General features: G+C 65.6%; 16 protein-coding genes. 11 read left to right on the top strand and 5 right to left on the bottom strand.

Annotated elements, in window-relative coordinates:
* Nucleotides 1-76 precede the first annotated feature (76 nt).
* From GEU84_RS06050 to GEU84_RS06040, 3 genes are all read left to right on the top strand, one after another.
* Nucleotides 77-469 carry a helix-turn-helix domain-containing protein gene (locus GEU84_RS06050; RefSeq protein ID WP_152824922.1) on the top strand — a complete coding sequence of 131 codons (393 nt, stop codon included), beginning with the start codon at nucleotides 77-79 and terminating at the stop codon, nucleotides 467-469.
* Nucleotides 466-741: an FAD assembly factor SdhE gene (locus GEU84_RS06045; protein WP_152824924.1), complete on the top strand. Its 276-nt coding sequence runs from the start codon at nucleotides 466-468 to the stop codon at nucleotides 739-741. The genes GEU84_RS06050 and GEU84_RS06045 overlap by 4 nt, the downstream gene beginning before the upstream one ends.
* A gap of 98 nt (nucleotides 742-839) precedes the next feature.
* Complete coding sequence (locus tag GEU84_RS06040; protein ID WP_152824926.1) at nucleotides 840-1,337, top strand: MarR family winged helix-turn-helix transcriptional regulator; 498 nt, start codon at nucleotides 840-842, stop codon at nucleotides 1,335-1,337.
* 53 nt (nucleotides 1,338-1,390) lie between these two features.
* Here GEU84_RS06040 and GEU84_RS06035 read toward each other — a convergent pair whose 3' ends face one another.
* From GEU84_RS06035 to GEU84_RS06025, 3 genes are all read right to left on the bottom strand, one after another.
* On the bottom strand, nucleotides 1,391-3,445 hold the full coding sequence (locus GEU84_RS06035) for a capsular polysaccharide biosynthesis protein (protein ID WP_241427597.1): 2,055 nt from the start codon (nucleotides 3,443-3,445) through the stop codon (nucleotides 1,391-1,393).
* Nucleotides 3,446-3,451: 6 nt separating this feature from the next.
* Nucleotides 3,452-4,591, bottom strand: coding sequence for a polysaccharide biosynthesis/export family protein (locus GEU84_RS06030; protein WP_174539353.1), 1,140 nt, complete (start codon nucleotides 4,589-4,591; stop codon nucleotides 3,452-3,454).
* Nucleotides 4,592-4,680: 89 nt separating this feature from the next.
* Nucleotides 4,681-5,970: a capsule biosynthesis protein gene (locus GEU84_RS06025; protein ID WP_152825153.1), complete on the bottom strand. Its 1,290-nt coding sequence runs from the start codon at nucleotides 5,968-5,970 to the stop codon at nucleotides 4,681-4,683.
* Nucleotides 5,971-6,157: 187 nt separating this feature from the next.
* Here GEU84_RS06025 and GEU84_RS06020 point away from each other — a divergent pair, with 187 nt between their 5' ends.
* From GEU84_RS06020 to nusB, 5 genes are all read left to right on the top strand, one after another.
* Nucleotides 6,158-6,757 (top strand): riboflavin synthase, encoded by a 600-nt coding sequence (locus tag GEU84_RS06020; RefSeq protein WP_152824928.1) that lies wholly within the window; start codon nucleotides 6,158-6,160, stop codon nucleotides 6,755-6,757.
* Nucleotides 6,754-7,314: a hypothetical protein gene (locus GEU84_RS06015; protein ID WP_152824930.1), complete on the top strand. Its 561-nt coding sequence runs from the start codon at nucleotides 6,754-6,756 to the stop codon at nucleotides 7,312-7,314. The genes GEU84_RS06020 and GEU84_RS06015 overlap by 4 nt, the downstream gene beginning before the upstream one ends.
* A 117-nt stretch (nucleotides 7,315-7,431) precedes the next feature.
* Complete coding sequence (gene ribB, locus GEU84_RS06010) at nucleotides 7,432-8,535, top strand: 3,4-dihydroxy-2-butanone-4-phosphate synthase (protein WP_152824932.1); 1,104 nt, start codon at nucleotides 7,432-7,434, stop codon at nucleotides 8,533-8,535.
* A gap of 2 nt (nucleotides 8,536-8,537) precedes the next feature.
* Entirely contained in the window at nucleotides 8,538-9,053 is a 516-nt protein-coding gene (locus GEU84_RS06005) for a 6,7-dimethyl-8-ribityllumazine synthase (protein WP_152824934.1), read from the top strand.
* Nucleotides 9,050-9,526 carry a transcription antitermination factor NusB gene (nusB, locus tag GEU84_RS06000; protein WP_152824936.1) on the top strand — a complete coding sequence of 159 codons (477 nt, stop codon included), beginning with the start codon at nucleotides 9,050-9,052 and terminating at the stop codon, nucleotides 9,524-9,526. The genes GEU84_RS06005 and nusB overlap by 4 nt, the downstream gene beginning before the upstream one ends.
* A gap of 47 nt (nucleotides 9,527-9,573) precedes the next feature.
* Here the strand turns inward: nusB and GEU84_RS05995 are convergent, their stop codons facing one another.
* Nucleotides 9,574-9,972, bottom strand: coding sequence for a VOC family protein (locus GEU84_RS05995; RefSeq protein ID WP_152824939.1), 399 nt, complete (start codon nucleotides 9,970-9,972; stop codon nucleotides 9,574-9,576).
* Between the two features lie 386 nt (nucleotides 9,973-10,358).
* On the opposite strand from GEU84_RS05995, the gene GEU84_RS05990 reads away from it, so the two are divergent.
* Together GEU84_RS05990 and GEU84_RS05985 are read left to right on the top strand one after the other, a co-directional pair.
* Nucleotides 10,359-11,195 carry a DUF481 domain-containing protein gene (locus GEU84_RS05990; protein ID WP_152824941.1) on the top strand — a complete coding sequence of 279 codons (837 nt, stop codon included), beginning with the start codon at nucleotides 10,359-10,361 and terminating at the stop codon, nucleotides 11,193-11,195.
* 353 nt (nucleotides 11,196-11,548) lie between these two features.
* Nucleotides 11,549-12,055, top strand: a complete 507-nt coding sequence (locus GEU84_RS05985; protein ID WP_174539352.1) for an MmcB family DNA repair protein — start codon at nucleotides 11,549-11,551, stop codon at nucleotides 12,053-12,055.
* Between the two features lie 90 nt (nucleotides 12,056-12,145).
* Here the strand turns inward: GEU84_RS05985 and GEU84_RS05980 are convergent, their stop codons facing one another.
* The gene (locus GEU84_RS05980; protein WP_152824943.1) at nucleotides 12,146-12,370 is read right to left on the bottom strand and encodes a DUF6324 family protein; all 225 of its coding nucleotides are present in this window, start codon (nucleotides 12,368-12,370) and stop codon (nucleotides 12,146-12,148) included.
* 127 nt (nucleotides 12,371-12,497) lie between these two features.
* Between GEU84_RS05980 and GEU84_RS05975 the strand changes: the two genes are divergently transcribed.
* On the top strand, nucleotides 12,498-12,989 hold the full coding sequence (locus GEU84_RS05975) for a GNAT family N-acetyltransferase (RefSeq protein ID WP_152824945.1): 492 nt from the start codon (nucleotides 12,498-12,500) through the stop codon (nucleotides 12,987-12,989).
* Nucleotides 12,990-13,010 lie beyond the last annotated feature (21 nt).

Genomic DNA, 13,010 nt, shown 5'->3' with positions numbered 1-13,010 from the left:
GTTTGAACTTTGCGGCCACCTGTCTTAGGGTGCGCCCTGACGGCGATCAAGCGATATCGGAAAGAGGAGAGGCAAGATGGCAGAGACAGGATGGTTCAGCGCGGATGCGGCCACCTTCGGCGACCGGCTGGCCGGCGCGCGCGAGGCGGCGGGACTGACGCAGGATGACCTTGCGCGGCGGCTGGGCGTGCGGCTGAAAACCGTGCTGGCCTGGGAGGATGATCTGGCCGACCCCCGCGCCAACCGGTTGCAGATGGTGGCGGGCATGCTGAACGTGTCGCTGCGCTGGCTTTTGACGGGCGAGGGCGACGGGCTGGAAGGCCCGGTTGCCCCCACCACACTGGCCACCGGCGCACGCGATGCGCTGGCCGAACTGGCCCGGATGCGCGCGCAGGCGATGACGCTGGCGCAGGACATCGGCCATCTGGAAAAGCGCCTGCGGGTGCTGTTGCGCGAGGATGCGGCATGACCGAGACAAATGAGGCCCGGCTGAAACGCATGGCGATGCGTAGCTGGCGGCGCGGCACCAAGGAAATGGACCTGATCCTTGGCCCCTATGCCGATGCGCATCTGGCTGCCATGGCCGACGACCGGCTGCGGCTTTACGATACCCTGCTGGACGAGAACGATCAGGATCTGCTTCCCTGGGTGCTGGGGCAGGTTGCCCCGCCCGCACCGCTGGCAGAATTGATCGGCGACATCGGCGTTTACGCCCGGCAACGGCTGGCGCGCGGGGCGTAAGGGCGCTTTTCACACCCTTCTGCACGGAAATCGTCGCCCATTTACCGAATGTTTTTGTTTTGTGCCGAATCTCGGCTGATCAAAGCAGGGGACGAGGCATGAGCATCCACGCGCAGGTTCTGGACGGGTCGCAAAAGACCTTCATGCTGGGCTATCTGGAAAGTCTGGCACTGGTGGAGCGTCTGCACCGCCTGCTGCTGGATGTGGTGAAAGATGAATTCGAACGGCTGGGCCTGCTGGAGATCAATTCGGTGCAGGCCCTGCTCCTGTTCAACATCGGCGAGAATGAGGTGACGGCGGGCGAATTGAAATCGCGCGGCTATTATCAGGGCTCCAACGTCAGCTACAACCTCAAGAAACTGGTGGAACTGGGCTATATGCACCACCAGCGGTCAGAGATTGACCGACGCTCGGTGCGGGTGCGACTGACCGAAAAGGGCCGTCGGGTCCGCACCATCCTGACAGACCTGTTCGCGCGGCACGCCGAGGGGTTGGAACGGCGCGGCGTGATCGGGCCCTCGGGGATGGAGGATATCAATCAGGCGCTGAAACGGATGGAGCGGTATTGGACGGAACAGATCCGCTACATCTACTGATGCGCGGCCGGTTGCGTATAGCGCCGTTGTCGCTCCGATTTCTGCAGGTTTGTTCAGCGCCGCCACAGCCCGGCATGGCTGGCCAGCCGCCCCTGCGCCTTGGCCAGCAGCCGGTTCAGCGGGCCGGGGCGCGGCAGGCTGCCGGTGATCAGCCGCTCCACCACCACTTCGGGCGGGCAGGGGCGGCGGCTGACCGGATCGAAATAGCGCGGATAGGCGATCAAGGCGGCATGGGCCAGCGCCAGCAGATCAGGGCGCGGGTGATGCTGGCCGTCCGTGCCCTTGCGGCGGCGTTCCGGCACCGGGCCCAGATCCTGCGTCAGGCCATAACCGGCGTAAAACGGCGCCCCCAGACAGGTGACAGGCCGCTGCCGCAGCAGCGCCTCGAACCCCAGAAGCGATGTCATCGTCCAGACTGCATCACAGGCCAGGATCAAGGCCACCGGGTCGGCCCGGTTGGCCACCACATCGGCCAGTCCGGCCAGATCGGCGGGGTCAATGCGGCCGGGGCGCAGCCCGGCCTCCACATCCGGATGCGGTTTATAGACCAGCACGGCATCGGGGTTGGCGGCCCGCGCAGCGCGCAGCAGGCCCAGATTGGTGCAGACATCGCGCGCACCCAGCCGGATCGAGGCGTCATCCTCCACCTGCCCCGGCACCAGAATGCGCCGCCCCTCGGGCAGAACGGGCACCACACCGCCCAGATTGTATTTGCTCAGCCCCGCCGCGGAAAGACGCTCCACCAGCCGCTCGGCCCGAAGCCGCCCGCCAGGGGGCAGGGGGGCCAGGATCAACCGTTCCAGCCGGCTTTCGCGGGTCGGGTCATAGTAGATGCCCAGATCATCCGTCACCAGCGAAAGGGGCGGGATCAGATCGGCCCCCAACCCGCGCGAGCGCAAAAAACCATCCTCCACCCGCCGGATCAGCGGCGCTGCCAGCCCCGCCGGCTCCTTGCCCGCCCAGACCAGCAGGCCCCGTCCTTCGCCCGCAAGGCGAGTGGCTGCGGCAGCATCGCGGGCAAACACCAGCGGCTTTTCCCGCCCGAACACCGCCTGCAAGCGCCCGCGCTTCCACAGCCGCATGCCCAGTGCCACATGGCCGTGACGGTCCTCGCGGAAGGCGCGCACCTCCGCCTCCAGCTGGTCCACCGCCTCTTCGAAACTGCACAGCCGGTCGCGGCAGGGATCATGCCACAGCGGGGAAAGAATCATGGCGGCAGCGAACAATTGCACGCGGGTCAGCACCCGGCGGCGGCGCGGAACCGGGTTTTCATCCGCCGTCAGCCCCCATCCGGAATAGAAGGGCTGGCCGAACACCCGGGGCCGGTGCCCGGCCAGCACCGCCTCGAACCCCAGTTGCGACGAAACTGTGTAGACCGCAACCGCCCCCTCCAGCAGCCGCCAGGGCGAGACCGGATCGGCCAGCAGCCGGACGCGCCCCTGCGCGTCGGCAGGCCCGTAGTGCCCAGGGCGCAGCCCCGCCAGCGTTTCGGGATGGGTCTTGATGACAACGGCCCGGCCCGGATGTTCCTCCTGCGCGAAGACCAGCATCTCGCGGAAAGTGCTGGCCGATGCCCCGGAATGATGGATCGACGCATCGCCCCGTGTCTGATCCACCACCAGAACATAGCCCGGTTGGGGCAGCGCATGCTGCTGGCCGAAGGCGTTGTATTTCGACAGGTCCAACGCCTGAAGGCGGCCGATGCCATCCCTTGCGCGCTGCAGCAGGTGCGAATCGTCCAAGGGATGACTGGCCAGCAGAGCCTCCAGCGCCGAGGGTTCAGACGCATCGAAATGTACGCCTTGCCCCAGCATCAGACCCAGGGGCGGCTCGCCCTGCCGCCCGGGCCGCACCGAACGCAAGAAAGCGTCTTCCAGCCGCAACAGTGGCACGCTGCGCCGTGCCGCCACAGCCTCGCCCCGCGCGGCATAGGGGCTTCGGCCCCAGACCACCACGCCATCCTGTGGCCCCGGCAGGCCCAGCCGCAACTCGTGCCCGGCCAGCGTCAGGATGCGCCGCAGCCGGGGCTGGCGCAAAAAGCCCGCGTTGTAAAAAAACAGCCGCCGGGGAATGGCCCCGGCGGCTGGAAAGGATGCGTTTCCGGTCAAGCCGCCTCAGCCGCCCGAGCCAACCGAGGTCAGCGATTCCGCCGCCGCACTGGTGCCCGTGACCGCGCTGAGGGTTTTTTGCCACTGCACGAAGGGTGCTTCGGTGACATAGACCGTGTCGCCGTCGCGGATCACGAAATCCCGCGCCTCGAACACGCCAGTCGGCTGCGTCAGATCCAGCACATAGACGAACCGCTGGTCGCCGCGCAGGTCGTTGCGGCCCAAGACGGCATTGGCAATCTCGGCCGGTTCGTTGCGGAACACGAACACGCCTGTCGGGTCTGCCAGCGTGGTGTTCAGCCCGCCTACCGTGGCAATCGCCTCGATGGCCGACAGGGTCTGCGACTCGAACGGGATCAGGCTTTGCGCGCCGGTGGCACCTAGGGCCACGAAATTGCGGGTATCGCGTTCGACAACGATCTGGTCACCCGCGCGCAGGGCAATATCAAGCGCCGGATTGTCATAGAGATCCTGCAACCAGACCTTGCCGGTGCGCCCGGCCCGCGTCACGCGCACGATGGCCGACGACGGTTCAATCGCGATGCCGCCTGCACGCGCCAGCATGGTCGACAATGTGCGCGTGGGCCGTTCGATCGGATAGACCCCGGTTGCGGCAACTGCGCCCGTGACACTGACGGTCGATCCGTCGCCCGCCACGCGCTGCACCGTGACCTGCGGGTCGGGTGTCTGGGTGTCAAGCTTGCGGGTGATGGCCTGGCGCAACCCGTCGGGCGTCTGGCCCGATGCCTTGATCTTGCCGGCGTAGGGCACAAAGATGAAGCCCTGACCGTCGACCTGCACCTGTTCCAGCACCGACACGCGCTGCCCGGTGTTGCCCAGAAGCGGGTCGTCGCGCACGTTTTCAAACACGGTCAACGCCAGCACATCGCCCGCTGCAATCGTATCCGACCCCACGACGCCCGCATTGCGGAAGTCGGAGCCGAAGCCGAACGATGGCACCACAGCCGTGGCGCGCGTGACGCGGGGGTTCACCGTGACAACAAAGGCGTCGCCCTGTTTCAGGACCGAGCCCGCAAAAATCTCGCGCTTGTTGGGGCCGGACCGGGGAAGCCCGCAGGCCGCGACCGATGCGACAAGCGCTGCAAGGACCAGAATCCTGGCCCCCTTGGTTGCCGATAGTTTCACTGCTCGGGCTCCTTTGTGGATTACTGCCTCAAGTTTTTTTTACAAACCTACAGAAAGGCACCACAAAATGCCAGTGTTGGTTGCTTGGTTCAGTTGACGATTCGCAACTGTTGCCGTGGTGCCGCGTTGCCGGATGTCAGCGCGTCATAGGGGTCTTCGGGCGATAGCATCATGTCGACCACCTGGCGCAGCAATTCGCGCCGGCCCTGGATCGAATAAAACCCGCCGGGCACCTGGCTGGTTTCCAGCAGATAATGCCGGTAATCGCGATAGGCGCGGCTGTCGGGCCGGGTCGGGCGGGCAAAAAATTCATGCAGCGGCTGGGTCGAGACGAATTCAGGCTTGGCATAGACCGCCGCGCCAAAGGTTTTCAGCGGCAGGCCGCGCCACAGCACCTGCTGTCCTGCGGTGGAATTCACCGTCACGGCAGAGCGTGCGTGGTTCAAGAGCCCTGCCAGCTTGCCCCCCCGCACGAAATGCACCCGGGCCGACACGCCATGCTGCGCGGCCAGACGGCGGATTTCCCGGGCCACGGCGACGCGCCCATCTTCCAGCGGATGCGCCTTGAACACCAGATGATGATGCGGCGCGGCGCCCCGGGCAAAGCCCTCGATCACCAGCGCCAGAAATTCGGTCATGGTGGAAAACGGCGAATGCATCTGGAAGCTGCTGTCATGTTCCAGCTGCAACAGCACCAGATGGTAGGGAAATCCGCCGTGCTTTATGCGGAAGGTGGCGGCAAAGCGTTCCAGCCGGTGAAAGGGCATCAGCGCCAGCCGCTTGCAGTAAAGCGCGAATTCCTGCCCCACGGTCAGCGCGCGGTGCGGCCGGTAGCTGCGGTAATCCCAGAACCCGGCCAGCACGAACCAGTGATACAGCGCGCCCCAGAACATGTGCTGCTTCATGTCACCCCAGCGGGCGGGGGCATCGGGCAGATCCATGTCGGAATGGGCCAGCGCCGCCTGCATGTCGCGCAGCGAAAGTGTCATCAGCCGGGAATGGCCGTTCGATCCGCCGCGTTCATATGTCACCCAATGCGGGCGCAGATAGCCCTCTTCGAACACATGCACCATGATGCCCGCCGCGCGCGCAATGGCGACGGCATGGGCATGCAGCGGGCGGGTGTCACCATAAAGCACGATATCGGTGATGGATTTTTCGGCAATCAGCGTGCGGAACGTGTCGGGCCACAGCGCCGCCGTGCCCTGATAGGCGATGTAGCTGGCGCTGTCGGGCCAGAAGGCGCGGTCGCCCCGGTTGAACCCCACCCGCCAGACCTGCGCCCCCGAAGCCGCCAGCATGCGGCCAAGCCGGTGGAAATAGGGGCCATGCGGCCCTTGCAGGAACAGGAAGTTGCGGTTCTCGCCGGTCACACGCATGTCAGCCTCGTCTGTCACGGGTCGGGGTAGCAGCCCGCGCCCCCACAGTGCAGGGGAAATGTTTCGTATAGGTCACTTTAGGGCGAAAATCACGGCGGCTTTGTGGCCCGGGCGCGACGCGCCGGGGGCGAAGGCTTGCACGGCGCGGGCCGCAGGGCTAACTCAGGGGCACACACAGGAGGCGCGCATGTTCACCGGCATCATCACCGACATCGGGCAGGTTCTGGAACTGGAGCAGCGCGGCGACCTGCGCGCGCGCATCGGCACCGCCTATGACGTGGCTGGCATCGACATTGGCGCCTCGATTGCCTGCGACGGGGTATGCCTGACGGTGGTGGCGCTGGGCGATGCGCCGCAGGGCTGGTTCGATGTGCAGATTTCGGCGGAAACGCTGTCGAAAACCACCATCGGCCGCTGGGGGCCGGGCAGCCGCATCAACCTGGAACGCGCGCTGAAGGTGGGGGATGAGCTGGGCGGGCATATCGTGTCGGGCCATGTGGACGGGCTGGCCGAGGTGGTGGCCGCGCGGGCCGAGGGTGACAGCACCCGCGTGACCTTCCGCGCGCCGCATGCGCTGGCGGGGTTCATCGCGCCGAAGGGGTCGGTGGCGCTGAATGGCACCTCGCTGACGGTGAACGAGGTGGATGGCACCGATTTCGGCATCAACTTCATCCCGCATACGCAGAAGGTCACGACCTGGGGCGCGGTGGCGCTGGGCGATGCGGTGAACCTGGAGGTGGACACGATGGCGCGCTATGTCGCCCGGCTGCGGGAATGGGGGCAATGAGCGGCATCGGCCACAACCGTGGCCCCGGTCTGACCGAAGGCACAGGCTGGCGGCTGCATTGCTGGCAAAAGGCGCGGGCCGACCTGCTGCCGCATCTGCCGCTGGAGGTTTTGCGCCTGCGGGTCCGGCGCGCGCAGGAACTGGGGCTGGACTACCGCACCTATGCCTCGGTCCGTGCCGCGACAGGGCATGATGTGGTGGCCTTTCTGTTTTCGTCCAACGCGCTGCGGGTGCTGGCACAGCGCCCCGCGCTGCCGCAAGACCGCGCGGCAAAGCTGGCGGCGCTGCTGAACTGCGGGCGGCTGGCGCTGGCGCAGGCCCCGCTGACGCCGCAGGGCCTGCTGGCCGCCGCGCCCGCGCTGATCGACGCGGCGCATGCCGCACCTGCAGCCCTGGGCAGTTTCGCGCAGACCCGCGACGGGCTGCGCGCCGCGTTGGGCCGCCTGCCGGGCGATACGGTGCTGCTGGTGGGCGATACCGCGCTGGAACAGGATTGGTGCGTGGCGGGGCGGCTGGCAGGCTATCTGCCCGCCGACCGCTATTTCGGGCAGGGCTGACCGGCATTCTGCCCTGATGCACAGCGGCCCTGCGCGCCCTGCGGGGCAAAGCCCTTGCTCGCTCTGGCCTTCGGCTGCGGGGCGCGTTATGGGGCTGGCAAACCGGGGGAGATGCCGATGACCGAGATCAGAACCGATTACTCCGACGCGATTTCCTCGGTCGAGGAAATCATCGACGACGCGCGCAACGGGCGCATGTTCATTCTGGTGGATCACGAAGACCGCGAGAATGAGGGCGATCTGGTGATCCCCGCGCAGATGTGCACGCCGCAGGCGATCAATTTCATGGCGATGCACGGGCGCGGGCTGATCTGCCTGGCGCTGCCCGCCGCACGGATCGAGGCTTTGGGCCTGCCCTTGATGAGCCCCAAGAACTCCAGCCGCCATGAGACAGCCTTTACCCTGTCGATCGAGGCGCGCGAGGGGGTCAGCACCGGCATTTCGGCAGCAGACCGTGCGCTGACCGTGGCCGTGGCGATTGACCCGACCCGGGGTCCGGCCGACATTGCCACGCCGGGCCATGTCTTTCCGCTGCGTGCCCGCGATGGCGGCGTGCTGGTGCGCGCCGGGCATACCGAGGCTGCGGTCGATGTCAGCCGGCTGGCAGGCCTCAACCCCTCGGGCGTGATCTGCGAGATCATGAACGAGGATGGCACAATGGCGCGGCTGCCCGATCTGGTCAGCTTTGCGCAAAAGCACAACCTGAAGATCGGCACCATTTCCGACCTGATCGCCTATCGCCGCCGCCACGACAATCTGGTGAACGAAAAGGCTGTAAAGCGTGTGCATTCGGTGCATGGCGGCGACTGGCTGATGCGGGTGTTTTCCGATGACACGCAGGGCGCCGAGCAGGTGGTGCTGACCAAGGGCGATATCCTGTCGGATGAGCCGGTGCTGGTGCGGATGCATGCGTTGAACCCGCTGGAGGATGTGCTGGGCGTGGGGGCTGGCCAGACCGGCGAATTGCCCGCCGCCATGCGCCTGATCGCCGCCGAGGGGCGCGGTGTGGTGGTGCTGCTGCGCGACACGACGATGAAACTGGTGATGGATGGCGAAGTATCACCGCATACCCTGCGGCAATACGGGGTGGGTGCGCAAATCCTGTCGTCGCTGGGCCTCAGCAAGATCATGCTGGTGACAAATTCCAAAGCGCCGAAAGTGGTGGGGCTGGAGGCTTATGGCCTGTCCATCACCGGCACACGCCCGATTACAGAGGTTTGACCATGGCCGCCAATGAACAGCATTACACCCTGCCGCTGCCGGTGTTCGACAAGCCGGTGAAGCTTCTGATCGTGGTGGCGCCCTATTACAAGGACATTGCCGACAATCTGGTGGCCGGTGCCCGTGCGATTGCCGCCGCCTGTGGCGCGGAATGCGATCTGGTCGAGGTGCCCGGCGCGCTGGAAGTGCCGACCGCCATCGCCATGGCCGAACGGCAGGCGAAATACGATGGCTATGTGGCGCTGGGCTGCATCATCCGGGGCGAGACGACGCATTACGATACCGTCTGCAACGACAGCTCGCGCGGGTTGATGTTGCTGGGGCTGCAGGGCGCTTGCATCGGCAACGGCATCCTGACGGTGGAAAACCGGGGCCAGGCCGAAGTGCGGGCCGATGCTGCGGGCCAGAACAAGGGGGGCGGGGCGGCAGCGGCGGCGCTGCACCTGATCGCGCTCAGCCGGGGCTGGGCGGGCGCGTCCAAGGGCATCGGCTTTCGCCCGGTGGGGTCTTCGGCATGAGCACGAGTGACGAACGCCGCGCCGAAAAGCGCCAGATGAAATCGGCCGCCCGGCTTTATGCCGTGCAGGCGTTGTTCCAGATGGAGGCATCCGGCCAGACCGTCGAGGCGGTGGTGCGCGAGTTCGAGACTCACCGTTTCGGTGCCGTCTATGATGATGAGGAAATGGCCGAAGGCGACAGCGCGCATTTCCGCAAGCTGATCGACGCGGCCGTGAACTTTCAGGCGAAGATCGACCAGATGACCGACCGGGCGCTGGTAGAGAAATGGCCGATCGACCGCATCGACCCTGTTCTGCGCGCGCTGTTTCGCGCGGCTGGGGCCGAGGTGCTGGAAACTGAAACGCCGCCCAAGGTGGTGATCACCGAATTCGTCGATGTGGCCAAGGCGTTTTTTCCCGAAGGGAAAGAGGCGAAATTCGTGAATGCCGTGCTTGACCATATGGCACGCGAGGCGAAACCCGCCGCCTTCTGATCTGCCGCTGGCCGCAGCGGTCTGCGCCCGCTTCAGACAGCGGCGCGTCAATTGCCGGCAGGGTCGTGGCAGGCCAGCCCGATCTTGTTGCCCTCGGGGTCGCGCAGGTAGGCCCCGTAATAATCCGCATGATATTCGGGCCTTGGCCCCGGTGCGCCCGCATCGCTGCCGCCTGCGGCCAGCCCTGCCGCATGGGCGGCCCGCACCGCTGCGCGGTCGGGGGCAAGCAAAGCCACCATCTGCCCGTTGCCGGTGCTGGCCGCTGCGCCATCATGGGGCGCCCCGATCAGGAACAGCGGGCGGGCCTGGCCCTCGGCTTGCCAGCCGGCCCAGGGGCGGGCCCGTTCGACAAACCGCTGCCGGTGGCCAAGCGCCTGCATCACCGCTGCATAAAAGTGCAGCGCCCGTTCAAAATCATTCACGCCGATGAAACTGTGTGACAGCATGCGGGTGGCTCCGTGTGCCAGCCCCCCTATCTGGGGCCGGATTGCCCGCCATGCAAGCGGGCTTTGGCCCGGATGGTCGCGCAACGGTGAACAGCAGCTTTTCGACATTCTGAAACAGATGCGGAAATGTCACGCAGACTGCGACATATCAGGCGCGAAATGGCCGGGTTCCGTCCTGACGTGACGTAAGGTTTTCGGCTAAATAGTTGAAAAGGCACGAATTAGCCGATGCTTTTGGCAGTTTTGGGCCATTTGCCGCCCAGCTTTTCCGTGGTGTCTCTGGCCGCTTGGATCGCCCGTTCGACCTGCCTAGTTACCGATCACGGCTGCAATGCAAGCTTGGGTTTGAGCTTTGCACAGCGAACTACGAGTTGAAAGGACAGGATATGAAACATACCACCCGAATCGCAGGTGTCTCGGCTCTCGCCCTGCTGCTGGCCGGCACTTCGGCCTTTGCGCAGACCACGCTGACCGGCACTCAGGCGCTGGAAGACCGCATCGAGGATATCGAGGATGATATCGCCGAAGACATGGAACGCGCCGAAGATGCGAACCGGTTTGGCGCGGCTGAGACCCGCGAAGGTCTGTCGGGCAGCGCCTCGCTGGGTTACTCCGGCAGCACCGGCAACGAAGAATCGCAGGATCTGACCGCCGGCGCCCGTCTGCGCTTTGCCCAAGGCCAGTTCGTGCAGACCATCGGCCTCGCGCTGGAGTTCACCGAGACCGACAACCAGGCGACCAAAGAAGACGTGTTCGCGGTCTATGACGCGAACTACTACTTCAACGACTCGTTCTATGGTTTTGCCCTGGGCCGCATCGCGTCTGACGGCCTGGCCGATGGCTTTGCCGACCGCACCAAGACCGACGCTTTCCTTGGCTTTGGTCCGGGTTACCGCATCGTGAACACGCCCGATCTGGCCTGGCGCGTGCAGGCCGGTATCGGTGTCAGCTATCTGGAAGACGGCTTCGACAACAGCGAAACCGAAACCGGCTATATCGCCTCGTCGCGTCTGTTCTGGCGCATCAACGAGAACGTGTTCGCCACCAATGACACCGACATCCTGAAGTCGGACTCGGCGCTGCGCATCAACAACGACCTGGGCGTCAACTTCAAGGTGACGGACGCCTTTGCCACCCGCGTCAGCTATCTGACCGACTACAACGACAGCAACGCGATCCGCACCGACAACAAGCTGGGCGTGTCGCTGGTCTACGGCTTCTGAACCACCACTGACGGACGATCTTTTTCATAGACTGGGGCAGGGCAACCTGCCCCTTTTTTCATGGGCATTTGCCGGCCGCATGCGGCGGGGCAGGTATGACTGGCAGGGAAAGGAAAGTGGCGGGAACCGCGGCAGCCGTGGAGACGTGAGTTTCCCGAGAGCCTGAGTGTTCAGGTTGGTCGCCAGATACCAGGGCCAGAGCCCTGGCAGAGCCAGCTCCCTCGGAGATGCTTATCGGCCACTGGAAAAGGGCCTCGCACGAGAGGGGCAGTACCCGCCAATACTCAACATAGGGCGCGGATGGCCCGCACGCAAGGCTTGCGCGATGTTCACCTTTGGTTCATCATTTGCCCATGCCTGATGACATGCCAAAGCCATTTTCCCCCGCCACCGGCAGCCCGCCGGGTGATGCGGCGTCGGGTGGGCTGCTGGCGCCCGGGCAGCGCATCGCGCGCGGGGTCTGCCGGCACCTGCTGAGCCATGATTTCGTGACCCTGACCGAACTTGTGCCTTCCCCCGGCCTGCGCGTCGATGTGATGGCGCTGGGGCCGCGGGGCGAGATCTGGGTGGTGGAATGCAAATCCAGCCGCGCCGACTATATGACTGACCGCAAATGGCAGGGCTATCTGGAATGGTGTGACCGCTTCTTCTGGGCGGTGGATGCCGACTTTCCCGCCAATCTGCTGCCCGAGGGCACCGGGCTGATGCTTGCCGATGGGTGGGATGCCGAGATCCTGCGCATGGGGCCGGAAACCCGGCTGGCCCCCGCAAGGCGCAAGGCCGTGACCCAGGGGTTTGCCCGCAACGCCGCGCTGCGTCTGCTGGCGCTGCGCGACCCGGGCGCGGCGCTGCGGCTGTAAAGGGGAACTGCCGGGGGTGCCCGGCCTTCGCTGCCGGTCGCATTTCGCAACGGGTGATGGCGGTTGGGGGGCCAGCCGACAGTCGCGCGGTTACTTGCGCGCCTTTGGTGCTTTTGGCGCAGCCCCGCCGCCATTCATGGCTCGGGCACGGTCGGCTGCCGCGCGCAATTCATCGGCGATTTCCTCGGCCTCTTCGGGTTCGAAATCGAGCGGCAGCTCCACGCCCTCGGCCTCGATATAGATGCGCACCATGCCCAGGCTGGTCGGCCCGATCTGCAGGTTCGCGGCAATCTCGCTTTGCTTGTCGATGCTCATGTCGGTCTCCGCTGCGGTCTGGCCCGGGGGGTAGCGCCGATTGCGCCATCTGGCAAGGGAAAGCGGGGTTGATTGCCGCCATGCGCTGCGGTCTGATGGTGCCGAACGGGGGCAAAGGGGGCCAGCCATGGACAGCGCGGCAGGTATCACATTGCACGATCTCGCCATCGGCGATGCGGGCTGGATCATCGCGCGCCATGCCGAGCTTTATGCGGCCGACGAAGGCTTTGACGCCACATTCGAGGCGCTGGTGGCCGAGGTGATGGCCGCCTATATCCGCAACCACGATCCCACGCGCGAACGCGCCTTCATCGCGTGGAAGGGCGGGCGGCGGCTTGGCTCGATCATTTGTGTGCGCCAGTCGGATGATGTGGCCAAGCTGCGGCTGTTCCTGCTGGAACCAGCGGCGCGCGGGTTGGGGCTGGGCCGGGCGCTGCTGCGGGCCAACATGGATTTTGCGCGCGCTGCCCGCTACAGCCGCATGGTGCTGTGGACGCATGAAAGCCACCGGGCCGCCTGCGCGCTTTACGCCCGCGCCGGGTTCAGCCTGGCAGAAAGCCACCCGGTGCGGTCCTTTGGCGTTGATCTGGTGGAACAGACCTGGGCGATCGACCTGTGATCCGGCGGCTCTGAAATTCCG

Source organism: Fertoeibacter niger (assembly GCF_009380135.2).
Classification (GTDB): domain Bacteria; phylum Pseudomonadota; class Alphaproteobacteria; order Rhodobacterales; family Rhodobacteraceae; genus Fertoeibacter; species Fertoeibacter niger.
The sequence above is the reverse complement of the archived record's forward strand: the minus strand, read 5'-3'. Positions and strand labels throughout refer to the sequence as shown.